The organism is Xanthobacter pseudotagetidis (assembly GCF_043194795.2).
GTDB classification, from domain to species: Bacteria; Pseudomonadota; Alphaproteobacteria; order Rhizobiales; family Xanthobacteraceae; genus Xanthobacter; species Xanthobacter tagetidis_A.
The window spans coordinates 4,731,128-4,754,225 of sequence record NZ_CM195534.1 but is presented as its reverse complement, the minus strand read 5'-3'; the positions used below and the strand labels follow the sequence as shown (position 1 = coordinate 4,754,225).

The window sequence follows — 23,098 nt, the reverse complement described above, 5'->3', positions numbered from 1 at the left end:
GGGGAGGGGGAAAGGGCGCTTGCCGTCTCCCTGCGGCGGCTTGGTCCTGGCGGGCCGGTCCCCTCCCAACCCTTCCCCGCAAGCGGGAGAGGGCTTGGCGCAATGTCCTGGCCGGCCGCGCCCCCTCTCCCCGACGGGGAGAGGGGGCATCCAGGCAAGAGGCGACGCGCTCATCCCAGCGCCCGCTTCACGGCCTCGACGATCTTCTCAACCGTCAGGCCGAACAGCGGCCACAGCTCCTTTTCGGGGGCGCTCTCGCCGAAGCGGTCGATGCCGAGGGCGATGAGGCCGTCGCCGCGGGTGCCGCACAGGCCGCGCCAGCCGCGCGTGACGCCGGCCTCCACCGTCACCACCGGCACGCCGCGCGGGAACAAGGCGGCGCGCGCGGTCTCCGGCAGCGCCTCGAAGCGCTCGCGGCAGGGCATGGAGACGATGCGGGTGGCGATGCCCTTCACCTCCAGCTCTTCGGCGGCGGCCACCGCGAGGCCCACCTCCGAGCCGGTGGCGACCAGGACGCAGCGCACGCAGCCCTCGCCCTCGCGCAGCACATAGGCGCCGTCGGCGATGGCGGCGGCCTGAGCGGCCGTGCGGGGCTGGCCGGGCAGGTTCTGGCGCGACAGGATGAGGGCGGACGGCCCGTCCCGGCGCTCCAGCGCGGCGCGCCAGGCCTCCAGCGTCTCCACCGCGTCGCACGGGCGCCAGACGTCGAGATTGGGGATCAGGCGCAGGCTCTCCACATGCTCCACCGGCTGGTGCGTCGGCCCGTCCTCGCCGAGGCCGATGGAATCGTGGGTGAGCACGTAGACCACCCGCTGGCCCATGAGCGCGCTCATGCGGATGGCGTTGCGGGCATAGTCGGAGAACACCAGGAAGGTGGCGGCGAAGGGGATGAAGCCGCCGTGCAGCGCCACCCCGTTGGCGATCGCCGCCATGGCGAACTCGCGCACGCCGTAGAGCACCTGGTTGCCGGCCGGATCGCGCGTCACCGGCCGGGAGCCGGGATAAAGGGTGAGGTTGGAGTGGGCGAGGTCCGCCGAGCCGCCGAGCAGCTCGGGCACGATCGGCGCGAGGGCGGCGAGCGCCTGCTGGCTCGCCTTGCGGGAGGCGATGGTCTCGCGCTTCTCCATGGCGGCGTCGCGCGCCGCCGCGAACACGCTCGCGAAGCCCTCCGCGAGGTCGCCCGACAGCCGGCGGCGGAGCTCCGCCGCCTCGGCCGGATAGGCGCGCTCATGGGCGGCAAGGCGCGCCTCCCAGGTCGCCTGGCGCGCGGCGCCGGCCTTGCGGGCATCCCACTGGGCATAGACCTCGGCGGGCACCTCGAACGGCGCGTGGTCCCAGCCCATGGCGGCGCGGGCGCGGGCGATCTCGTCCGCCCCGAGCGGGGCGCCGTGGGTGTCCTGGTGGCCCTGCTTGGTCGGTGCGCCGCGGCCGATGGTGGTGCGGCAGCACACGAGGGACGGCCTGCCGGTTTCGGCCAGCGCGGCGGCGATGGCGGCGTCGATGGCGGCGGGGTCGTGGCCGTCGACGCGGATCACCTGCCAGCCATAGGCCGCGAAGCGCGCCGGGGTGTCGTCGGCGAACCACTCCTCCACCTTGCCGTCGATGGAGATGCCGTTGTCGTCCCAGAACGCGACCAGCTTGCCGAGGCCGAGCCGGCCGGCGAGCGAGCACGCCTCGTGGCTGATGCCCTCCATGAGGCAGCCGTCGCCCAGGAACACGAAGGTGCGGTGATCGACGATGGCCAGCCCCGGCCGGTTGAACTGGGCGGCCAGCGTCGTCTCGGCGAGCGCCATGCCGACCGCGTTGGCGAGGCCCTGGCCGAGCGGCCCGGTGGTGGTCTCCACCCCCGGCGTCAGGCCGTGTTCCGGGTGGCCGGGCGTGCGCGAATGGAGCTGGCGGAAGCGCTTCAGCTCCGCGACCGGCAGGTCGTAGCCGGTCAGGTGCAGCAGCGCGTACAGCAGCATGGAGCCGTGGCCGTTCGAGAGCACGAAGCGGTCGCGGTCGGGCCAATGGGGATCGGCGGGATTGTGCCGCAGATGACCGCGCCAGAGCGCGGCGGCGATCTCCGCCATGCCGAGCGGGGCGCCGGGATGGCCGGACTTCGCCGCCTCCACCGCGTCCATGGCGAGCGCGCGCAGAGCGGCGGTGACGGGCCAGCCGAGCGCGCCCGGCGCGCGGTCGACGGCGGGGGGCGGGGCGGCGAGGGCCTCGGCGCTCGATGCGGTCATGGCGTTCCTCCTCCTGTAGGTCCGTGCGGGGGAGGGACACCCCCACCCCTGCCCCACCCCGCAAGGGGGAGGGGTTCTCGTTGCGCTGTGGTCTTCCCTCCCCCTTGCGGGGAGGGGCGAGGGGGTAGGGGTGCCGCGACGCCGGGCGCGCGCGACGTGCTCGCCTCACCCCGCCCGGTGCTTCCGGTCCATGAGCTTCAGGATCAAAGGCGTGAGCAGGAGCTGCATGGCGAGGTCCTGCTTGTTGCCGGGGATGACGATGGAGTTCGCCCGCGACATGAAGCTGTTCTGGATCATCGACAGCAGGTACGGGAAGTCGATCCCGCGCGGGTTCTTGAAGCGGATCACCACCATGGACTCGTCCGGCGTCGGTATCCACCGCGCCACGAACGGGTTCGACGTGTCCACCGTGGGCACGCGCTGGAAGTTGATGTCGGTCTCGGTGAATTGCGGGCAGATGTAGCGCACATAGTCCGGCATGCGCCGCAGGATGGTCTCGGTGACGTCTTCGGTGGAATAGCCGCGCGTCGCCTTGTCCCGGTGGATCTTCTGGATCCATTCGAGATTGATCACCGGCACCACGCCGATCTTCAGGTCCGCGTGCCGGGCGACGTCCACGCCCTCGGTGACGGAGGCCCCGTGCAGGCCCTCGTAGAACAGGAGGTCGGTGCCGGCCTCGATGTCGCGCCAGTCGGTGAAGCGGCCGGGCTCGGCGCCGTAGAGCTTCGCCTCCTCGGCGTCGTGGATGTAGTGGCGGGTGCGGCCGGTGCCGCCGGCGCCGTAGTCGGCGAACAGCGCCTCCAGCTCGGGGAGGAGGTTGGTCTGCGGCGAGAAATGGCTGAAGTGGCTGTTGCCCTTCGTGCCCTCCTCGGCCATGAGCGCGCGCATCTCGAAGCGGTCGTAGCGGTGGAAGCTGTCGCCCTCCACGAAGGCGGCCTTCACGCCCTCGCGGCGGAAGATCTGCTCGAAGGTGCGCTTCACCGACGTGGTGCCGGCGCCGGACGAGCCGGTGACGGCGATGATGGGGTGCCGGACGGACATGGGGCTCTCCTTCCGGCTCAGATGAACAGGCCGCGCCGCGCGAACAGCGGCGCGCGGTCGGCCTCGCCCGCGGGGGCGCGGTGATAGCGCACCACGCGCTCCACCTTGTCCTTCGAGCCGAACACCAGCGGCGTGCGCTGGTGGACGGCCCCGGCGGTCAGGTCGAGGATGGCGGTGCCGCCGTCGCTCGCCGCGCCGCCCGCCTGCTCCATCAGGAAGGCGACCGGGAAGGCCTCGTAGATGAGGCGAAGCCGGCCCTGGCCGTAGCCCTTCCGGGCGTCGCCCGGGTAGAGATAGACCCCGCCGCGGCGGAAGATGCGGTGCGCGTCCGCCACCATGGAGGCGACCCAGCGCATGTTGAAGTCGCGCTCGCGCGGGCCTTCGCGGCCGGAGATGCAGTCGTCCACATAGAGCCGCACCGGCGCATCCCAGTGGCGGTAGTTGGACATGTTGACCGCGAACTCCGCCGTGCCCTGGGGCACCCGCGCCGCCGGGTCGGCGAGGCGGAAGACGCCGTCGGCGTCGAGCACGAACTGCCAGGTGCCGGCGCCCACCGTGAGCATCAGCGCCACGTGCGGGCCGTAGATCACATAGCCGGCCGCCAGCAGGCTGCGCCCGTTCTGGAGGAAGGCGGCGGGGGCGGCGCCGTCGATGCCCTCCGGGCACGGCAGGACCGCGAAGATGGTGCCCACGGAGAGGCAGGTGTCGATGTTGGACGAGCCGTCCAGCGGGTCGAGCGCCACCAGCAGCGGCGCGCCGGCCTTCAGCGGCACCGGCAGCTCGTCCTCCTCCGAGGCCACCGCCGCCACGGGCGCGGCATGGAGCGCGGCGATGATCAGCTCGTCGGCGATCACGTCCAGCGCCTTCTGCCCCTCGCCCGCCTCGCCCGCCGACAGCGTCGCCCCGAGATCGCCGCCGAGCGGCCCCTCGGCGATGCGCCGGGCCAGCGCCGTGCAGCCCCGCGCCAGCGCGGCGATGGTCGAGGCGACATCCTGGCGGCGGGCATCCTCGCCGGCCCAGTCGTCGAGCGCGGCGGCGAGCGTGATGCCCCGGCACAGGCCGGGCGCGGCACGGGTCTGGGCGGTCTTCTCCAGCATGGCGGTCTCCCTGAGGGTTGTCCTCCGCGCGGCCCGTTCGGCGGGCCGTCGTGGTGTTCGGGCGACGGCCCGCCGGGCGGCGGATCGTCGGGGATCTGGCGGCCGGGCTCAGCCCGGCGCGGCCGGCGCATCGATGCCGCCCGCGAACACGCGGCTCGCGCGCACGTCCTCGGCGCGGATCGCGGCGAGGACGGCGCGGTCCACGCTGCCCGCCTGCTCGAACAGGCGCAGCGACTGGCGCAGGCGCATGCGGTCGAAGGCGTTGCGGATGGACCGGGCGTTGGCGAAATTGGGCTGGCTCCGGCGCAGCCGCACATAGTCGGCGAGCGCGGCCTCGGCCTCGGCCTCGAAGGCGTAGCCGGCACCCTCGGCCATGGCCTTGGCGATCCGGACCAGCTCATCGTCGGCATAGTCCGGGAAGTCGATATGGTGGGCGATGCGCGAGCGGAAGCCGGGGTTGCTCTCGAAGAAGCGGTCCATGCGGTCCTTGTAGCCGGCGAGGATCACCACCAGGTCGTCGCGCTGGTTCTCCATCACCTGGAGCAGGATCTCGATCGCCTCCTGGCCGTAGTCGCGCTCGTTCTCCGGCCGGTAGAGGTAGTAGGCCTCGTCGATGAACAGCACGCCGCCCATGGCCTTCTTGAGGATGTCCTTGGTCTTGGGCGCGGTGTGGCCGATATACTGGCCGACCAGGTCGTCGCGCGTCACCGAGACCAGGTGCCCGCGCCGCACGTAGCCGAGCCGGTGGAGGATGCCGGCCATCTTCAGGGCGACCGTGGTCTTGCCGGTGCCGGGATTGCCGGTGAACGCCATGTGGAGCGTCGGCGCGCCGGAGGCGAGGCCGACCATCTCGCGCGCGCGGCTCACCACCAGATGCGCGGCGATCTCGCGGATGCGGCGCTTCACGGGCTTCAGGCCGATCAGGTCGCGCTCCAGCTCCTCCAGGAACTGCGGCACCTCGCTCTGGGTGAAGAGAGCGCCGAGGTCGAGCCCTGCCGGCGCAACGCTTGCCGGCGCCGCAGCGGTCGGAGCGGAAAGGGTTGCGGTGGACATGGCTCGAACCTCGGCAAGGTTGCGCGGTGGGAACAGCCGCGCGGGTGAAGCTCTCGAAACCGCGGATGCCTGGACTGCTGCGCGCAGTCCCGCATCCCTTGGGCGTCATGGCCGGGCTCGTCCCGGCCATCCGTGCCATCCGACCGGGCGCAGCCCTCGCAACGGGGCGCCAGCGGCCCGGCGTGGATGCCCGGCACAGGGCCGGGCATGACGCCCTTTCCTGATCATGCACCGGCGCCGGCGCGGTGGCGCAGGGCGTAGCGCTGGGTGCGGCCGTCCCACTCGGTGCGGTCGAGGTGAAAGCCCCGCTCCTCGGCCGGCCGCTGGACGATGAAGGAGAGGCGCACCGTCTCCCAGCCGCGGGTGGAATCGAAGGCGTTCACGCGCACATAGGCTGCTGGGTGCGCCGCCTTGCAGGCCTCGATCTCGCCCATCACGCCGGCGGCGTCGGCGAGGTCGAACATGGGCGGGCCCCACATCTCCCAATAGGTGTTGCGCGGGTGGGGATCGTCGGTGTGCTCCACCGAGACCGCCCAGCCGCGGTCGAGGCAGTGCTGCACCTGGGCCGCGACCTGCGCCGTGGAGAGGTCCGGCAGGAACGAGAAGGTGCCCTGGGTGATGCGCATGGTGTCCTCCTCAGGCGACGGACGCGGTGGGGACGAAGTCGGACGTGTCGGTGGAGGCGTAGTCGAAGGTGACCTCGCCCCAGGTGTCGAGCGCGGCGCGCAGCGGCCTGCACCATTTGGCGGCCTCGATCAGGATCTCCGGGCCTTCCTTGGCGATGTCGCGGCCCTCGTTGCGGGCCAGAACCATGGCCTCGAGCGCGACGCGGTTGGCGGTGGCGCCGGCCTGGATGCCGTCCGGATGGCCGATGGTGCCGCCGCCGAACTGCAGCACCACGTCGTCGCCGAACAGGTCGATGAGCTGGTGCATCTGGCCGGCATGGATGCCGCCCGAGGCGACCGGCATCACCTTGCGCAGACCCGCCCATTCCTGGTCGAAGAAGAGACCGCGGGTGTAGTCGGTCTTGGTCGTCATCTCGCGGCAGACGTTGTAGTAGCCCTGCACGGTCATGGGGTCGCCTTCCAGCTTGCCCACGGCGGTGCCCGCGTGCAGGTGGTCGACACCGGCGAGGCGCAGCCACTTGGCGATGACGCGGAACGAGATGCCGTGGCCCTTCTGGCGCGTGTAGGTGCCGTGCCCGGCGCGGTGCATGTGCAGCACCATGTCGTTCTCGCGGCACCAGTTGGAGATCGACTGGATCGCGGTCCAGCCGACGATCAGGTCCACCATGACGATGCAGGAGCCGAGCTCGCGCGCGAGCTCCGCGCGGCGGTACATCTCCTCCATGGTGCCGGCGGTGATGTTGAGGTAGTGCCCCTTCACCTCGCCGGTCTCGGCCTGGGCCTTGTTCACCGCCTCCATGCAGTAGAGGAAGCGGTCGCGCCAGTGCATGAAGGGTTGCGAGTTGATGTTCTCGTCGTCCTTCACGAAGTCGAGGCCGCCCTTCAGCGCTTCGTAGACCACGCGGCCGTAGTTCTTGCCGGAGAGGCCGAGCTTCGGCTTGGTGGTGGCGCCGAGCAGCGGGCGGCCGAACTTGTCGAGGCGCTCGCGCTCCACGACGATGCCGGTGGGCGGGCCGCGGAAGGTCTTCACGTAGGCGACGGGGAGGCGCATGTCCTCCAGCCGGCAGGCCTTCAGCGGCTTGAACGAGAACACGTTGCCGATGATCGAGGCGGTCAGGTTGGCGATGGAGCCTTCCTCGAACAGGTCGAGGTCGTAGGCGACCCAGCAGAAATACTGGCCGCTCTGCCCCGGCACCGGCTCCACCTTGTAGGCCTTGGCGCGGTAGGCGTCGGCGGCGGTGAGACGGTCGGTCCACACCACGGTCCAGGTGGCGGTGGAGCTTTCGCCGGCGACCGCGGCGGCGGCCTCCACCGGGTCGACGCCCGCCTGCGGGGTGACGCGGAACAGCGCCAGGACGTCGGTGTCCTTCGGCTGGTAGTCGCCGTCCCAATAGCCCATCTGGGCGTATTTGAGCACGCCGGCGGCGTATCTCTTCTTGGCGTCCTTGATCTGCCCGATGGCGGCGTCGGCACCCATGACGGAGGCCCTCCCTCGTCGTTGCTGTCTTGTTGGACGAAGGTTGCAGGGCGCAGGTCTTCAGGTAAATTTCAATGATGTGAACTCTTGCTTCAGGAAATCTGAACTTGCCCGTCCACTGGACCCTCCGCCAGCTCAAGATCGTGGCCCTGGCCGCGCGCTCCGGTTCCTACGCCAAAGCCGCGCAGGACATGGGTTTGAGCCCGCCCGCGGTGACCGCGCAGATGAAGCAGCTGGAGGAAGGGCTCGGCCTTCCCCTGTTCGAGCGCCGCGACGGGCGGCTGCGACCGACTGCCGCTGGCCGGGAGCTGGTCGCCGCTTTTGGCCGGGTGGAGCTGGCGCTCGCGGAGGCGGAGCGCTCCATCGAGGCGATCCGCAAGCCCGGCGAGGGCTCGGTGGTGGTGGGCGTGGTCTCCACCGCGAAGTACTTCGCCCCCATGGCGCTCGCCGCCTTCCGCGCGCGCCAGCCGCGGATCGAGCTGAAGCTGGTGGTGGGCAACCGCGAGGACATCGTCGCCGGGCTCGAAAGCCTGGAGCTGGACCTCGCCGTCATGGGCCGCCCGCCGGCGGCGCTGGAGGCGGAGACGCTGGTGATCGGCGACCATCCCCATCTCATCATCGCCCCGCCGGGGCACCGCCTCACGGCACGGCGGCTGAAGCCCGCGAACCTCACCCGCGAGCCGTTCCTCATGCGCGAGGAGGGCTCGGGCACGCGCATGCTGATGGCGCGCCTGTTCGAGGAGCGCGGCGCCAAGCACCCGCCGCGCGCCATGGAGATCGGCTCCAACGAGACCATCAAGCAGGCGGTGATGGCGGGGCTCGGCCTCGCCTTCATCTCCGCCCACACGGTGGCGGCGGAGCTGGCGGACGGGCGCCTGGTGGCGCTCGACGTGGAAGGCCTGCCCATCGTGCGGCAGTGGCTCTGCGTGCGGGCGAAGGAGAAGCGCCTGATGCCGGCGGCGCTGGCGCTGATGGAGTTCCTGGCGCGCGAGGGCGGCACCTTCCTGCCCAAGGTGCCGTAGGACCGCCGGTTGCGAGAGGAAGCCACACGGCGCTGCGGGAAAACCCTCTCCCCGCGGGGGAGAGGGCAGGGTGAGGGGGGTGCGGCGGTCGCCCATTGGCGGCGAGCCCCTCACCCCCCGCCCTCTCCCTCAGGGAGAGGGAGCCCGCTTATGTCCGGCCACCAACGGGCGCGCGCCACGTGGCGCTTCGGGAGAACCCTCTCCCCGTGGGGGAGAGGGTAGGGCGGGGGGTGAACGCGGCGGGAGAAGGGGCGCCCTCAGCCGGGGTCGACGATGGCCCGGCCCGCCGCGTCGAAGAACGGGAACGGCCCGGGATAGGCGCCGATCTGGCTCACATGGCTCACCAGCCGCCCGCCCGCCCACAGGTGGAGCGCCAGGGCCGGCGGCTCCATGTGGAAGGTGGCGGGGCCGTCCGGGGCCAGGTCGAGGCTCACCACATGGGCCGGGGCGGGGGCGATGGTGGCGGCGACGCCGGCGAACGTCGTGGTGATCGCCCGGTGGACGTGGCCGCAGGCGAGCCCCACCACCTGCGGATGGCGGCGGATGACGGCCTCCAGCGCCGCGCCGTCGCGCAGGTTCTGCGCGTCCATGTGGGCGATGCCGGTGAGGAAGGGCGGATGGTGGCCGAACAGCAGCGTCGGACGCTCCGGCGCCTGCGACAGCGCGGCGTCGAGGAAGGCGAGGCCCTCCGCGCCGAGCTCCCCATGGGGGGCGCCCGCGACCGAGGTATCGAGCATCAACAGGCGCAGCGGGAACGCGTCATCGACATGGTTCGCCCGCGGCCCGCCGGCGCGCGCGGCCACCTCCGGGAAGGCGGCCAGCAGCCCGGCGCTGGAATCGTGATTGCCGGGAATGGGCAGCACCGGCATGGGCAGGCGCGCGGCGAGCGCGCGGAAGCGGGCATATTCCGCGGGCAGGTCGAAGTCCGTCAGGTCGCCGGTCACCACCACCACGTCCGGGCGCGGATCGAGCGCCAGGATGTGCGCCACCGCCGCCTCCATGTGGCGGGCGGTGTCCACCCGGCCGTAGGCGAGCGCGCCCTCGGGGCGGATATGGGTGTCGGTGAGCTGGGCGATGAGCATCGGGGTCACGCGAGGCTGAAGCGGTTGGGATCGAGGGCGAGGCCGAGCAGCATGCCCGGCGCGAGGTCGAGGTCGGGCGGCGTCTCCACCACCACGCGGGCGCCGTCCGGGCTCAAGAGCGTCACCTTCTGGCGCGCGCCCTGGAACTGCGCCTGCTCCACCTTGAGCACCAGCCCCGCGGCCGGATCGGGGACCAGGGAGGCCGCTTCCGGGCGGAACAGCAGCGCCGCCGCCGGATTGTCCGGCGCGTCGAGCGCCGGGGACAGCTCCATGACACCCGCCGCGCATTCGAAGCGTCCGTCGCGCACCACGCCCTCGATGCGGTTGGTGGTGCCGACGAAGGAGGCGACGAAGGCATCCGCCGGCTGCTCGTAGACCTCGCGCGGGGTGCCGAGCTGGGCGATGGCGCCCTCGCGCATGACGGCGATGCGGTCGCCGAGCGCCAGCGCCTCGGCCTGGTCGTGGGTGACGTAGACCGCGGTGATGGAGAGGCGGCGCAGCAGCGCGTCGATCTCGCCGCGCAGGTGCTCGCGCAGCGCCGCGTCGAGCGCCGCCATGGGCTCGTCGAGCAGGATCGCCTTGGGCCGCACGGCGAGCGCGCGGGCGAGCGCCACGCGCTGGCGCTGGCCGCCGGAGAGCTGGGTGACGCGCCGCTCGGCCAGCGCCTCGATGCGCATCATCTCCAGCACCGCGCGGGCCATGCGCTCGCGCTCGGCGCGCCCGACGCCGCGCACCCTGAGGCCGTAGGCGACGTTCTCCAGCACGTTCATGTTGGGAAACAGGGCGTAGGACTGGAACACCATGCCCACGTTGCGCCTCTCGATGGGAAGGGTGGTCACCTCCGTGCCGTCGAACAGCACCCGCCCGCCCGCGTCCGGGCTCTCCAGCCCGGCGATGATGCGCAGCAATGTGGTCTTGCCGCAGCCCGAGGGGCCGAGCAGCACCAGCGTCTCTCCCGCCGCCACCGCAAGATCGAGCGGGGCGAGGGCGCGGGTGCCGTCGGCGAAGGTCTTGCCGCAGGCGGACAGGGTCACGGCGGCGCCGGTGCGGCTGGTCATGGCCGGGCTCCTTTGGCGGCGGCGGCGGGCAGCGCGCGCCCGAACATCTGCAGCGCCACCAGCAGCGGCACGATGAGGACGAAGAAGATGAGCGTGTAGGCGCTGGCGATCTCCAGCCGCATGGAGGCGTAGCTGTCGGCGAGGCCCACGGGCAGGGTCTTGGTCAGCGGCGTGTGCAGCATCCAGGTCAGGTTGAACTCGCCGATGGAGAGCGTCACCACCATCAGCGCGCCGGCGAGGATGCCGCCCTTCGCATTGGGCACCACCACGTGGAAGAAGCGCTGCAGCGGCGTCGCGCCGAGCGAGGCCGCGCCCTCCTCCAGCGCCCTGATGTCCACCGCCGCGAGCACCGCCATCACCGCGCGCAGCATGAAGGGCAGCGTGTAGAGCACGTGGCCGACGAGGATGAAGAGCGGGCTCATGCGGAACTCGCGGATGCCGCCATAAGCGAGGATCAAGGCGAGGGCGAGCGCGAGGCCGGGGATGGCCACCGGCAGCGTCACCACCTCCTCGACCAGGCGCGAGAGCCGCGAGGGCTTGCGCGCCAGCGCCCAGGCGGCGGGCACGCCCAGCGCCAGCGTCACCGCCAGCGTGCCCAGCGCAATGGCGATGGAAAGGCCGATGGTGCCCGAATAGAGCGCCAGCACCTCGCCGATCCAGCGCAGCGTGAGGCCGGAGCGCAGGCCCTGGAAGTAGCTGGCGGTCACGCCCGCCAGCATGGAGGCGAGCGCCGGCACCAGCAGGAAGGCGGCGCAGGCGAGCGTCACCAGGAGCTGAAGCAGGAAAGTGAGGCGGTGCGGGATCATGGCGCTACCCCGCCGCCGCGACGCCGGAGCCGGCCATGTTGCGGGTGAGCGCCAGCACGCCCCAGGTGATGAGGCCGAGCGCCAGGGAGAGCGACGCCGCGGTGGCGAAGTTCGCGTTGAGGGTGAACTCGGTGTAGATCGTCATCGCCAGCACGTCGATGCGGGTGGCGAGCGTGAAGGCGGTGCCGAACGCGCCCATGGCGGTGGCGAAGGCGATGGCGCCGGAGGCGATCAGCGCCGGCGACAGGCCGGGCAGCGTCACGTCGCGCAGCACCGCGAGCCGGCTCGCGCCCAGCGAGCGGGCGGCCTCCTCCAGCGCCGGATCGAGCTTCTCCGCCGCCGCCATCAGCGTCACCAGCACGCGCGGCAGGGAGAAGTAGAGATAGCCCGCGAACAGGCCCGCCATGGAATAGGCGAAGACGATCCTCTCCATCCCGAGCGACTGGGAGAAGGCGCCGAGCAGTCCCTGCCGGCCGGCGAGCAGGATGATCATGAAGCCCACCACCACGCCGGGAAAGGCGAGCGGCAAGGTGAGCGCGGACACCAGCAGCGCCCGGCCGGGAAAGCGCGTGCGCGCCAGGAACAGCGCCACCACGGCGCCGAGCGCGAGGGTCGCGAGCGTCACGCCCGCCGACAAAGCGAGGGTCGCGGCCAGGGTCCGGGCATGGCGCGGATTGGCGAGGATGGCGAGATACTCCGCCGCCCCGTTCGGCCCCGATCCCGCCACCAGCACCAGCTCCGCCATGGGCAGCACGAAGAACGCCGCCGCGAACGCGAACAGCGGCGCGAGGAAGAGGACGGCGAGGCGGTCGGCGCTGCGCATGGCTGAGGTCCGGTCGGGTGAGGTCTCCCCTCCCCCTTGCGGGGAGGGGCGGGGGAGGGGGTGTCGCATCGCCGGGACATCCGCCGGGGCGGTCACACCCTTTGGCTCGTCGGCTTCGTGGCCCTCTGGTGCTGGTCGCATCGCCGGGACATCCGCCGGGGCGGTCACACCCCCCACCGCCGGGGCGGTCACACCCCCCACCCTGTCCCTCCCCCACAAGGGGGGAGGGGATCGCGTTGGGCCACGCCTTACTTCACCTCGTTGAGATAGGCCTCGGCGAAGCCCTTCTGGGCCTGCTCCATCTTGGCGTAGTCCACCGGCTTGGCGCGGGCGTAGTCGGCGGCCGGCAGGAAGCGCTCGGCCACGTCCTTCGGCAGCTCGATGGCGCGCGCCGGGCGCAGATAGGCCTTCGCCCACATGGCCTGGCCCCTGTCGGAGAGCACGTAGTCGAGAACCTTCTTCGCCGCCTCGGGGTGGGGCGCGTTCTTCACCATGGTCATCACGTAGGGCACCACCACCGTGCCCTCGCAGGGGACGACGAACTGGAAGTTGCCCATGTCCGAATAGCGGGCGCGGTAGGCGTTGAAGTCGTAGTCGAACAGGATCGGGATCTCGCCGGAGAGCACGCGGGCGTACGAGGTCTGCTTCGGCACGATCGGCTGGTTCGCCTGCAGCTTCTTGAAGAAGGCGATGCCCGGCTTGAAGTCGTCGAGCGTGCCGCCCATGGCGCCGTTCACCGCCACCGCGCCCACATAGCCGACGAAGGCGGAGGTCGGGTCGAGATAGCCGACGAGGCCCTTGTATTCCGGCTTCAGCAGGTCCGACCAGCAGGCCGGCACCGGGGTCTTGCCGAGCGCGTCCTTGTTCACGAACAGGCCGAGCGTGCCGGAATGGATGGTGAACCAGTGTCCCTCGGGGTCCTTGAGGCCCGTGGGAATCTCGGCGAAGCCCTTGGGCTCGTAGGCCTGGGTGACGCCGGCCTCCTTCGCCTTGATGCCGAAGGTGACGCCGAGATAGGCGACGTCCGCCACCGGGCTCGCCTTCTCGGCGATGATCTGGGTCAGCGACTGGCCGGAATTCTTGTTGTCCTGCGGCACCTCGATGCCGGTGTCGGCCTTGATGGCCTTCAGCATGGAGCCCCAGTCGGCCCATTCCGGCGGGCAGTTGTAGCAGATGGCGTCGGCCGCGCGGGCGGGGGCGGCGGCGCAGAGCGCGGCCGCGAGCGCGCCGGCGAGAAGCACGGAATTCATCAGGCGAGGCATGTGCTTGGTCCTCATTCGGATGGCGTTTCAGGAGACGCGGATTGAGACGGACGCGCATCGTCTTGCCGGCGCGCGGGCGCGCCGGGGGAAGCGTCCGGGGCCGCCGCGAGCGTGCCGCCGGGACGCAGCTCGAAGGGCAGCCGCTCCAGGGTCGGCGCGGCCGCTCCGTCCAGCAACTCGAAGATCTTCTCCACCGCCCGCTCGCCCATGCGGCGGGTCGGCGTGTCGACGGTGGCGAGCGCCGGGAACGCGGCGCCGGCGAGGGCGATGCCGTCGAAGCCCGCCACCGAGACGTCCTCGGGCACCCTGAGCCCGAGGACGCGCAGCGCCCCCATCACCGAGAGCGCGAGCAGATCGTTGGAGCACAAGGCGGCGGTGGGCCGGCCGGGGGGGCCGAACACGCCGGCGATCGCCGCGCCGTGGCCGGCGGGGTCGGCGAGATAGTCGAGCTCCAGCGGCGGCTCGGGGGCGAGCCCCGCCGCCTCCATGGCCGCAAGATAGCCGAGATAGCGCGTGCGGGCGCGGTCCGAGGTGGCGAAGCGGCCGGCCAGATAGACCAGGCGGCGGTGGCCCTGCGCGATCATCGCCTGGGCGAGGGTGAAGGTGGCGCCGGCATTGTCCACAGAGACCGCGGCGCGCTCGGCCCGGCGCGGCTCGTTGTAGACCAGAACGTAGGGGATGCCCTCGGCGTCGAGGCGGTCGAGGGTGGGGTTGTCGTCGGCGTCGGCGACCGTGAGCACGAGGCCGGCGACGCTCTGCGCCACCAGCGTCTCCACCACCTCCGGCTCGCGGGCGGCGTCGTAGTCGGTGGCGGTGAGCAGCAGGGTATGGTGGCGCCGGCGCGCCTCGGCCTCCATGCCGGCGACGGAGGCGGCGAACACCGGGTTGGTGAGGCTCGGGATCACCACGCCGAGGGTGCGCGTGCGCAGGGTCTTCAGCGAGCGGCCGATCTCGCTGGGGCGGAAGCCCAGTTCCTCGACCGCCGCGCGCACCCGCGCCTCCACCTCCGCGCTGGTGCGGGCCGAGCCGTTGATGACCCGGCTCACCGTGGCGATGGAGCAGCCGGCGCGCTCGGCGACGGTGCGGATGGTGACGACGCGCGACAATGGCATCTCCTCCGACGCACCTGTCGGCGCGTCGATCCCTGTCGTCCGGAAACGCTGAGAACGGGAGCCCTGGCGGACCTGAAACCGTTTTCACGGCTGTTCTAGGGGCCGCGTGCAACGCGCGTATGACAGGGAGCGGGAGGCGTGCCGGCAGAAAAGGAAACGGCGGGCGCCGAAGCGCCCGCCGCGGGGAAGGGAAGATCAGGGCGGCGAGTTTCCCTTCCTTCCTGGAGCCTCGGCGGAGCCGAGGCGATCGGGGCTCAGCCGCGCGAGCGGGGCCGGGAGCCGGGGCCGGGCGCGCCGGTAGGGACCGGTCCCGGCGGAGGCGGCGGCATCAGCAGCGGCTCGATGTGGGCAAGGCGGGAAAGCTGGTCCGGGGTGAGGCGGCCCTTCAGGGCCTCGACCGCGGCGGCGAGCTTGCCGCCGGCCTCTCCATTGGCCTTGGCACGGGCGGCGACGTCCGCCGACCAGGCGAGCGGCGCCGGCGGGTCCTTGGCATCCTCGGGCGGCGGCGGCGCCATCACCGCCTGGAGGGCGTCGGTGTAGGCGCGCCAGATGTCCAGCTGGTCGGCGCGGATTCCCACCGCGGTCTCGGCGACCGTGAGCGTGCGGGCGAGCCGAAGCGGGTCGGGCGGACCCATGAAGGGTCCCATCGGAGGCTCCCGGGGCGGCCCGCCGAACGGCGGCCCCATGCCCACGTCGAAGCGCGGGCCCGTCGGCGGCTCGCCGGGCGGCCCGCGCCGGTCATGAGGCGCGCCCATCGGCGCGCCGGCCACGGGCCGGTCGAGCCAGGCGACCTTGACCGGCCGTCCGGGCGCGGGCGAGGTTTCCGTCTGCGGCAGACGGTCCTGGATCTTGTCGGCCGGGCCACTCGCTCCGATCGCCGCCGGGACGGCAAGGGCGAGAAGGCCTCCGGCGAGCAGAGCGGCCTTGAGCATGGGGCGCGACATGGCGGTGTCCTTCTGGACGGTTTCGATGGCGCCACCATCGCCCGGCCATGTTGCCTCCCTAGGTCGCGTTGTATCTGAAGTTCGCGTCGTCACGGCAATTTGTATCCCAATGTTGCCGCGCGGGCCGGAGAAACCGGCGGTCACAGGCCAGGTGTCCTCGCGCGTGCAAGCGCGCTCTATGTGGTCGGCGAAGGAGCAAGAGGCGCGTGGAAGGCGGTCCCCATATTCTCGTCGTCGACGACGATCAGGAAATCCGCCGGCTGCTGGGGCGCTATCTGGTGGCCCAGGGCTTCCGCGTTTCCTTGGCCGCGAGCGGGCGGGAGATGGAGGAACTGCTCGCCACCCACCGCATCGAGTTCGTCGTGCTCGACCTGATGCTGCCGGACGCCTCGGGGCTCGACCTGTGCCGGGCGCTGCGCGCCCGCTCTTCGGTGCCCATCATCCTGCTCACGGCGCTGAAGGAGGACGTGGACCGCATCATCGGCCTGGAGATCGGCGCCGACGACTATCTCGGCAAGCCGTTCAACCCGCGCGAGCTGGTGGCCCGCATCCGCGCCGTGCTGCGCCGGACTGCCGGAGCGGAAGCGGAACGCAAGCCCGCCGAGGTCCGCGCATTCCGCTTCGCCGGCTTCCGCGCCGAGCCGCAGACCCGCACCGTCACGGACCCGGCCGGCGCCGAGGTGCCGCTGACGGGCGCCGAGTTCGACCTGCTGATGGCGTTCCTGGAGCGGCCGGGGCGCATCCTCTCGCGCGACCAATTGCTCGACATCACCCGTGGGCGCGAGGCCGGGCCGTTCGACCGGTCGGTGGACGTCCTCGTCAGCCGCCTGCGGCGCAAGCTCGGCGACAGCACCTTCCACATGCTTAAGACCCTGCGCAACGGCGGCTACCAGTTCTCGGTGAAGGTCGACGCGGAGGAGGAGGCGTGAAGCTCTTCCGGTCGCTCCGCGCCCAGGTCTCGGGCCTGCTTGTGCTGGCCATGCTGGCGGTGGTGCTGGTGGCGAACGGGGCATCCTTCTTCCTCGTCGGGCCGCCGGGACCACCCCCGGACGCCGCGGTCGACCTGGCGGCGCGGCTCGCCTTCACCGCCGACCTCGCCGCGCGGCTGCCGGATATCAAGGAGGCCGGCGGCCGGGACAGGAGCATCCGGCCCGACCCGCCGGAAGGGCGCCTGGAACCGGAGGCGACGCGCCGGCTGGCCGAGGCGATGGCGCGCATCGGCGCCCGCTACGAGGTTCGGGTGATCCTGCCGGAGGGCGGCGGCCTGCCCGTGGTGGCGCTCGCCTTGCCTGGGCGCCGCTGGCTGGTGGAGCGCGGCGGCATGATGCCGGTCTTCGGTCCGGGACCGGGTCCCGGACCGGCATCGCCGCGCTTCACGCTCGGAATCGCCACCTGGATCGCGCTCATGGGCGCCGGCACCACCCTCGCGGTGGTGCTCTCCGTGCGGCGCCTCATGAAGCCGCTGGCGCTGATCGAGGAGGCGGCGGCGCGCATCGGCCCGGACGGCGAGCCGCCGGTCCTGCCGGAGGAGGGGCCGGCGGAGGTGCGCGCCGCGGCCGCCGCCATCAACCGCCTGTCGGCGCGCCTCAAGGGCGCCATGGACAGCCGCATGCGCATCGTCGCCGGGGCGGCGCACGATCTGCGGACCCCGCTCACCCGCATGCGCCTGCGGGCCGAGTTCATCGCCGACGAGGAGGAGCGGGTCCAGTGGCTCGCCGACCTCGCCGAGCTCGACCGCATCGCCGACAGCGCCATCCGCCTGGTCCGCGAGGAGGTGGAGGGCGCGCCCGAGGAGCAGGTGCGGCTCGATCGCCTCGCCCGCGCGGTGGTCGACGAGGCGCGCGAGATGGGCCTTCCGGCGCGCCTCGTGGCGGCCGAGGGGGCGCTGGTGTCCGGCCGGCCCCTCTCGCTGCGGCGCGCGGTGCGGAACCTGGTGGTGAACGCGGCCACCCATGGCGCGGGCGCGCGGGTGGCGGTGCAGCGTGCCGGCGATTTGGCGGTGCTCGCCATCGAGGATGACGGGCCGGGGATTCCCGACGCGCTCATGGGGCAGGTGTTCGAGCCCTTCTTCCGCGTCGACCCGGCGCGGCAGGCCAGGATCGGCGGCGCCGGGCTCGGGCTCGCCATCGCCCACGAGATCGTCACCCGCCATCACGGGCGCCTGACCCTCACCAACCGGCCGGGGGGCGGGCTGCTCCAGCGGGTGGAGCTGCCGCTCGCCGGGACGGACGAGGCGTAGGCGCGATCGCGCTTCAGGGCCACTCCCGACGCTCGAGGTGCGCGAGGAGCGTGTGTGCAGGGAGATGCCGTCATAGCCGGGCTTATCCAGGCCATCCGCGCTCCGCGGCGTGGCGTGGACATCGCGAGCGTGGCGCGAGCGGCACGGCGTGGATGCCCGGCAGGAGGCCGGGCACGACGGCGCGAAGCGCGCCTCCCGCATGACAGAGCGGAATGCCGTCTCGCCGCGCCGGCCCTGATTGTCGGTCCGTCCCCGGCGTCGTCCACAGGGCGCCGTGACAGCGCCGCGCGCCTGCGCTAGAGCACGCGCCGATCAGCTTGCGCTGCAAGCTGGTCGGATAACGCGTTCTCTATCCTTAAGTTAGAGGGCGATTCGCCGATCAGATTGTTTCAATTTGATCGGATCGCGCTCTAGGACCTGCGACCCCTTGCGAGGAGAGCGCCCATGGCCGCCGAGGACATCGCCCGCATCATCGCCGTCGAGATCGGCGCGCGGTCCGCCCAGGTGACCGCTGCCGTGGGGCTGATCGACGAGGGCGCCACCGTCCCCTTCATCGCCCGCTACCGCAAGGAGGCGACCGGCGGCCTCGACGACACCCAGCTGCGCACCCTGGAGGAGCGCCTCGCCTACCTGCGCGAGCTGGAGAGCCGCCGCGCCAGCGTGCTGTCCTCCATCGAGGGCCAGGGCAAGCTCACCGAGGATCTGAGGGCGAAGATCGCGGCCGCCGCCACCAAGGCGGAGCTGGAGGACCTCTACCTCCCCTACAAGCCCAAGCGCCGCACCAAGGCGGAGATCGCCCGCGAGAAGGGGCTCGGGCCTCTCGCCGAGGCGATCCTGGCGGATCGCTCGATCGTCCCGGCCGAGCGCGCGGCCGCCTTCCTCACCGATCAGGTGGCGGACATCAAGGCGGCCCTCGACGGCGCCCGCGACATCCTGGTGGAGACCTTCGCCGAGAATGCCGAGCTGGTGGGCCGCTTGCGCGCGCACCTGAAGGCCAATGCCGTGCTCAAGGCGAAGGTCGCGGAGGGCAAGGAGGAAGCGGGCGCCAAGTTCCGCGATTATTTCGACCATTCGGAGAAGTGGGCCACCGCTCCCAGCCACCGCGTGCTCGCCATGCTGCGCGGGCGCAACGAGGAGATGCTGACCCTCGACCTCGTGGTGGACGAGGACGCGACCACCCCGGTCAAGCCCGCCGAGCGCATCGTCGCCCAGGCCTACGACATTCCCCTCGCCAATGGCGCGCCGGCGGACGGCTTCCTGCTGGATGTGGCGCGCTGGGCGTGGCGGGTGAAGCTCTCGCTGCACCTCACCGTCGAGCTGATGGGCGAGATGCGCGAGCGCGCCGAGGAAGAGGCCATCCGCGTCTTCGCCCGCAACCTCAAGGACCTGCTGCTGGCGGCGCCGGCCGGCTCGCGCGCCACCATGGGCCTCGACCCGGGCATCCGCACCGGCGTGAAGGTGGCGGTGGTCGATGGCACCGGAAAGCTCATCGCCACGAGCACCGTCTATCCCTTCCAGCCGCGCAACGACGTGCAGGGAGCGATGGCGGAGCTGGCGAGCCTCATCCGTCGCCACCATGTGGAGCTGATCGCCATCGGCAACGGCACGGCGAGCCGCGAGACCGACAAGCTCGCCGCCGACCTCCTCGCCGCCCTGCCGCCGGACGCCGATGGCAGGAAGCCCATCAAGGTGGTGGTGAGCGAGGCCGGCGCCTCGGTCTATTCCGCATCCGCCACCGCCGCCGCCGAGATGCCGGACATCGACGTGTCGCTGCGCGGCGCCGTCTCCATCGCCCGCCGGCTCCAGGACCCGCTGGCGGAGCTGGTGAAGATCGAGCCCAAGGCCATCGGCGTCGGCCAGTATCAGCACGACGTGGACCAGGCGCGCCTCGCCAAGGCCCTCGACGCGGTGGTCGAGGACGCGGTGAACGCGGTCGGCGTCGATCTCAACACCGCCTCCGCCTCCCTGCTCGCCCGCGTCTCGGGCCTCGGCGCCTCGCTCGCCGAGGCCATCGTCGCCCACCGCAACGCGGTCGGCGCGTTCAAGACTCGCAAGGAATTGCTGAAGGTCGCCCGCCTCGGCCCGCGCACCTTCGAGCTGGCGGCCGGCTTCCTGCGCATCCCGGACGGCGCCGAGCCGCTGGACGCCTCCGCCGTGCATCCGGAGGCCTACGAGGTGGCCAAGAAGATCGTCGCCGCCTGCGGGCGCGACGTGCGCCAGCTCATGGGCGACACGGCGGCGCTCAAGGCGCTGGACCCGCGCGCCTTCGTCGACGAGCGCTTCGGCCTGCCCACCGTGCGCGACATCCTCACCGAGCTGGAGAAGCCCGGCCGCGACCCGCGCCCGGCCTTCAAGACCGCCACGTTCGCGGACGGGGTGCACGAGATGAGCGACCTCAGGCCCGGCATGGTGCTGGAAGGCACCGTGACCAACGTCGCCGCCTTCGGCGCCTTCGTGGACATCGGCGTGCACCAGGACGGGCTGGTGCACGTCTCGGCGCTCGCCGACCGCTTCGTGAAGGACCCGCACGAGGTGGTGAAAGCGGGCGACGTGGTGAAGGTGCGCGTGCTGGAGGTGGACGTGAAGCGGAAGCGCATCGCCTTGTCCATGCGCAAGGACGACGGCGCGGCGCGGCCTCCGGGCGGGCGCGGCGACGCGCCCCGCAGCGACGACGGACCCCGCGGGCCCCGGCCGGGCGGGGGACCGTCTGGCCGCGGTCAGGACTCCGGCAAGGGCGGCAGGCCGGGTGCCGGCCAGGGGGCCTTCGGCGCAGCGCTGGCCGAGGCCATGCGGCGCAAGGGCCAATAGCGCCCCTCCACGGGACGCGATGCCGCGTCCCGCGCGCCATTCCGGCGGCGCGCGGGAAGTGCTAGCCTTGAAAAAAGAGCACAGGAGGCGGCGCGCATCATGAGGCTGCACCGGCACATGCGGGGCGTCGTCGGCCTGCTGGCGGCCTATGGCCTCGTGGCGCAGGCGTTCGTGCTGGCGCTTGCCCTGGGCGCCAGTGCCGCATCCTCAGCCGCCCCGACGCTGTGCATGCCGTCCCGCGTCGTCGCGGGCGACAGTGGCGTGCCGTCGAACGACGCCGCGCACCTGCCCGATTGCTGCGTGGTCGGGAACTGCGGCGTGGCCGGGGCGCTCAATGGATCTCCCGCGCCTGCCACGGCGGCCCCCGTCGCCTTCGTGCCGGCCGACTACGGGCGTGCGGGCCGTGCCGACGCGCCCCGCGGATCGCGCCTGGGCGCGTGGCAGGCCCGGGCACCGCCCGTCGCCTGATCTCCTGCATTCCTTTTGATCGAGGCGGCGCCCCGCGGGTCGCCTGCTCGCCGCCTGTCCATGGCGGCCCGTCGGCGTCGCGCGCCGGCTCCTCTTTCGCCGGCCGGCCGCACCGCGGCCGGGGCAAGACCAATCCTCAAGGAGACCGTTCCATGATGCTGTTCCGTCGCTCCCGCACTCCTTTGGCCAAGGCTGGCCGTCCGGCCTTCGGCTCGTTCGAGGAAAAGCTCGCGCTCGCGGTGTTCGCCGCGGCGCTCGCCCTGTTCACCGCGCAGGGCGCCCGCGCCGACGAGGTGAAGATCGGCAATCTGTCCATCGACGATCCCTTCACCCGCGCCACGCCCGACGGCGCCAAGGTGGGAGCGGGCTACATGGTGGTGAAGAACAAGGGCGCCACCGCCGACCGCCTGATCGCCGCGACCGCCGATGTCGCCGGCCGGGCGGAGATCCACGAGATGGCCATGAGCAACGGCGTCATGACCATGCGGCCGCAGCCGAACGGCGTCGCCGTTCCGGCCAACGGCGAGGTGGCGCTGAAGCCGGGCGGCTACCACATCATGTTCCTGGACCTGAAGGCGCCCATCGCGCTCGACAAGCCGGTGACGGGCACGCTCACCTTCGAGAAGGCGGGCACGGTGAGCGTGACCTACAAGGTGGTCCCGGTGGGCGCGTCCTCCGCGGGTGGCGGCCATTCCGGCGGCCACGGCAAGTAGCCCCGGAGCCATGCGCCAGCCGACCTGAGCGCGCGCCGGAAATGGCGCCTGATCAGAAGCGTGCGGTGCCAAACAAAAAGGGAGGCCGCGCGCCTCCCTTCCCGGGCGATCCGCGATCGTGCCCGTCCGGATCGTGCCCGTCCGGATCGTGCCCGAACGGCTCAGCGCCGGGCGCGCACCCGGACCGGAGCCGGACGGAGCCGCGCGAGCGGGGCGCGGCGGCCCTTCGGCGGCTGGTCGTCGTCCCCCATCAGCATCACGGCAAAGCCCATCTGCACGCTGCCGAAAGTGATGCCGAGCGCGCAGGTGAGCACGGCAAGCGCCAACAGCCCGTCGGGCGAGCCGCGCATCAGCGCGCCGAGATGGAACACGTCGAAGGCGGCGAGCACGCCGACGAACATGGCGGCGACACCGATGCCGATGGCGGCATGGCGCAGAAGAAAGCGGACGAGAACGGGCATGGCCACAAGCCCTCCACTCCGGCGACGCGAGCGGCAGCCACCGCGCGCCAGCGCGCATCAGGTTCGTCAAATCGTCTCATGGGCCGGTCGGGCCGGCAATAGCTCCCTCATGGTCAATGCGTCGCATTCACACTCTTGCATGCGCGCCGAACCGGCACACCTTTAGGAGAGGCCGCCGCGCCTTGAGCGAACGCAAGGCGCGCCGTGCCCGCCGGTCCATGGTCGAGGCGCGGCGAAACCGCCGAGACGGCAGGAGCGTTTCCCGTTTCGAAGCCGTCGGGCCGATGCGCCGGGGATTTTGTCGGATGCCTGGAGGTTCACAAATGCCGAATGCGGACAAAGCCAATCGCCTGGTGCTGGTGTGCGACGGCGCGAGGGCGCTCCTTCTGGCCGACAGCGGCATCGCGCCGAAGCCGCGGCTCAAGGTGCTGGAGACCATCAGCGCGCCGAGCGCGCCCACCGCGCAGCTTGGCACCGACCGTCCGGGCCGCGTGCATGAATCGAAGGGCGCCGCCCGCAGCGCGGTCGAGATCACCGATCTCCATGCGCTCGCCGAAGCCGAGTTCCTGCGCGGCCTTGCCGGCCGGCTCTCGGAACTGGTGCAGGGCGGCGCGGGCCGCATTCTCATCGTCGCGCCCCCCAAGGCGCTCGGCACCCTGCGCGAGGCCCTGAGCGCGCAGGTCAAGGCCGTGGTGGACGGGGAAATGGCCAAGGACCTCGTGAAGATGCCGATCGACGAGATCGAGCGCCACATCGCCGCCTGAGGGATTGAAAGGCA

At 72.0% G+C, this 23,098-nt stretch carries 21 protein-coding genes; 7 read left to right on the top strand and 14 right to left on the bottom strand.

Features of this window, described 5'->3' with window-relative positions; all coding sequences use genetic code 11:
* Window positions 1–170: 170 nt before the first annotated feature.
* The 6 genes from tkt to V5F67_RS21755 all read right to left on the bottom strand — a co-directional run bounded on the left by tkt (window position 171) and on the right by V5F67_RS21755 (window position 7,522).
* Window positions 171–2,228, bottom strand: a complete 2,058-nt coding sequence (gene tkt / locus V5F67_RS21780; RefSeq protein WP_394018200.1) for a transketolase — start codon at window positions 2,226–2,228, stop codon at window positions 171–173.
* A 165-nt stretch (window positions 2,229–2,393) separates the two neighbouring features.
* Window positions 2,394–3,269, bottom strand: coding sequence for a phosphoribulokinase (locus tag V5F67_RS21775; RefSeq protein ID WP_394018198.1), 876 nt, complete (start codon window positions 3,267–3,269; stop codon window positions 2,394–2,396).
* A 17-nt stretch (window positions 3,270–3,286) separates the two neighbouring features.
* Complete coding sequence (locus tag V5F67_RS21770; protein ID WP_394018196.1) at window positions 3,287–4,366, bottom strand: class 1 fructose-bisphosphatase; 1,080 nt, start codon at window positions 4,364–4,366, stop codon at window positions 3,287–3,289.
* 108 nt (window positions 4,367–4,474) lie between these two features.
* Window positions 4,475–5,419 carry a CbbX protein gene (gene cbbX, locus V5F67_RS21765; protein ID WP_394018194.1) on the bottom strand — a complete coding sequence of 315 codons (945 nt, stop codon included), beginning with the start codon at window positions 5,417–5,419 and terminating at the stop codon, window positions 4,475–4,477.
* Between the two features lie 224 nt (window positions 5,420–5,643).
* A complete protein-coding gene (locus V5F67_RS21760) occupies window positions 5,644–6,045 on the bottom strand; it encodes a ribulose bisphosphate carboxylase small subunit (RefSeq protein ID WP_394018192.1) in 402 nt (133 codons plus the stop codon).
* A 10-nt stretch (window positions 6,046–6,055) separates the two neighbouring features.
* On the bottom strand, window positions 6,056–7,522 hold the full coding sequence (locus V5F67_RS21755) for a form I ribulose bisphosphate carboxylase large subunit (protein ID WP_394018190.1): 1,467 nt from the start codon (window positions 7,520–7,522) through the stop codon (window positions 6,056–6,058).
* Between the two features lie 107 nt (window positions 7,523–7,629).
* Between V5F67_RS21755 and V5F67_RS21750 the strand changes: the two genes are divergently transcribed.
* Entirely contained in the window at window positions 7,630–8,544 is a 915-nt protein-coding gene (locus V5F67_RS21750; protein WP_394018188.1) for a LysR family transcriptional regulator, read from the top strand.
* A gap of 257 nt (window positions 8,545–8,801) precedes the next feature.
* Here V5F67_RS21750 and V5F67_RS21745 read toward each other — a convergent pair whose 3' ends face one another.
* The 7 genes from V5F67_RS21745 to V5F67_RS21715 all read right to left on the bottom strand — a co-directional run bounded on the left by V5F67_RS21745 (window position 8,802) and on the right by V5F67_RS21715 (window position 15,631).
* Window positions 8,802–9,626, bottom strand: coding sequence for a phosphodiesterase (locus tag V5F67_RS21745; RefSeq protein ID WP_394018266.1), 825 nt, complete (start codon window positions 9,624–9,626; stop codon window positions 8,802–8,804).
* Between the two features lie 5 nt (window positions 9,627–9,631).
* The gene (locus tag V5F67_RS21740; RefSeq protein ID WP_394018186.1) at window positions 9,632–10,684 is read right to left on the bottom strand and encodes an ABC transporter ATP-binding protein; all 1,053 of its coding nucleotides are present in this window, start codon (window positions 10,682–10,684) and stop codon (window positions 9,632–9,634) included.
* Entirely contained in the window at window positions 10,681–11,490 is an 810-nt protein-coding gene (locus tag V5F67_RS21735) for an ABC transporter permease (protein ID WP_394018184.1), read from the bottom strand. Before V5F67_RS21735 ends, V5F67_RS21740 begins: the two co-directional genes overlap by 4 nt.
* Before the next feature lie 4 nt (window positions 11,491–11,494).
* Window positions 11,495–12,313 (bottom strand): ABC transporter permease, encoded by an 819-nt coding sequence (locus tag V5F67_RS21730; RefSeq protein ID WP_394018182.1) that lies wholly within the window; start codon window positions 12,311–12,313, stop codon window positions 11,495–11,497.
* A gap of 248 nt (window positions 12,314–12,561) precedes the next feature.
* Window positions 12,562–13,563, bottom strand: a complete 1,002-nt coding sequence (locus V5F67_RS21725) for an ABC transporter substrate-binding protein (protein ID WP_394018264.1) — start codon at window positions 13,561–13,563, stop codon at window positions 12,562–12,564.
* Window positions 13,564–13,586: 23 nt separating this feature from the next.
* Window positions 13,587–14,681, bottom strand: a complete 1,095-nt coding sequence (locus V5F67_RS21720; RefSeq protein WP_394018180.1) for a LacI family DNA-binding transcriptional regulator — start codon at window positions 14,679–14,681, stop codon at window positions 13,587–13,589.
* Between the two features lie 260 nt (window positions 14,682–14,941).
* Window positions 14,942–15,631, bottom strand: a complete 690-nt coding sequence (locus tag V5F67_RS21715) for a hypothetical protein (RefSeq protein ID WP_394018178.1) — start codon at window positions 15,629–15,631, stop codon at window positions 14,942–14,944.
* Between the two features lie 206 nt (window positions 15,632–15,837).
* On the opposite strand from V5F67_RS21715, the gene V5F67_RS21710 reads away from it, so the two are divergent.
* From V5F67_RS21710 to V5F67_RS21690, 5 genes are all read left to right on the top strand, one after another.
* The gene (locus V5F67_RS21710; protein WP_394018176.1) at window positions 15,838–16,560 is read left to right on the top strand and encodes a response regulator; all 723 of its coding nucleotides are present in this window, start codon (window positions 15,838–15,840) and stop codon (window positions 16,558–16,560) included.
* On the top strand, window positions 16,557–17,870 hold the full coding sequence (locus V5F67_RS21705; RefSeq protein ID WP_394018174.1) for an ATP-binding protein: 1,314 nt from the start codon (window positions 16,557–16,559) through the stop codon (window positions 17,868–17,870). The genes V5F67_RS21710 and V5F67_RS21705 overlap by 4 nt, the downstream gene beginning before the upstream one ends.
* A 444-nt stretch (window positions 17,871–18,314) precedes the next feature.
* Window positions 18,315–20,678 carry a Tex family protein gene (locus V5F67_RS21700; RefSeq protein WP_394018172.1) on the top strand — a complete coding sequence of 788 codons (2,364 nt, stop codon included), beginning with the start codon at window positions 18,315–18,317 and terminating at the stop codon, window positions 20,676–20,678.
* A 99-nt stretch (window positions 20,679–20,777) separates the two neighbouring features.
* A complete protein-coding gene (locus V5F67_RS21695) occupies window positions 20,778–21,146 on the top strand; it encodes a hypothetical protein (protein WP_394018170.1) in 369 nt (122 codons plus the stop codon).
* Between the two features lie 152 nt (window positions 21,147–21,298).
* The gene (locus tag V5F67_RS21690) at window positions 21,299–21,859 is read left to right on the top strand and encodes a copper chaperone PCu(A)C (protein ID WP_394018168.1); all 561 of its coding nucleotides are present in this window, start codon (window positions 21,299–21,301) and stop codon (window positions 21,857–21,859) included.
* A gap of 161 nt (window positions 21,860–22,020) precedes the next feature.
* Here V5F67_RS21690 and V5F67_RS21685 read toward each other — a convergent pair whose 3' ends face one another.
* Entirely contained in the window at window positions 22,021–22,320 is a 300-nt protein-coding gene (locus tag V5F67_RS21685) for a hypothetical protein (protein ID WP_394018166.1), read from the bottom strand.
* A 182-nt stretch (window positions 22,321–22,502) separates the two neighbouring features.
* Between V5F67_RS21685 and V5F67_RS21680 the strand changes: the two genes are divergently transcribed.
* Complete coding sequence (locus V5F67_RS21680) at window positions 22,503–23,084, top strand: host attachment protein (protein WP_394018164.1); 582 nt, start codon at window positions 22,503–22,505, stop codon at window positions 23,082–23,084.
* Window positions 23,085–23,098: the final 14 nt, after the last annotated feature.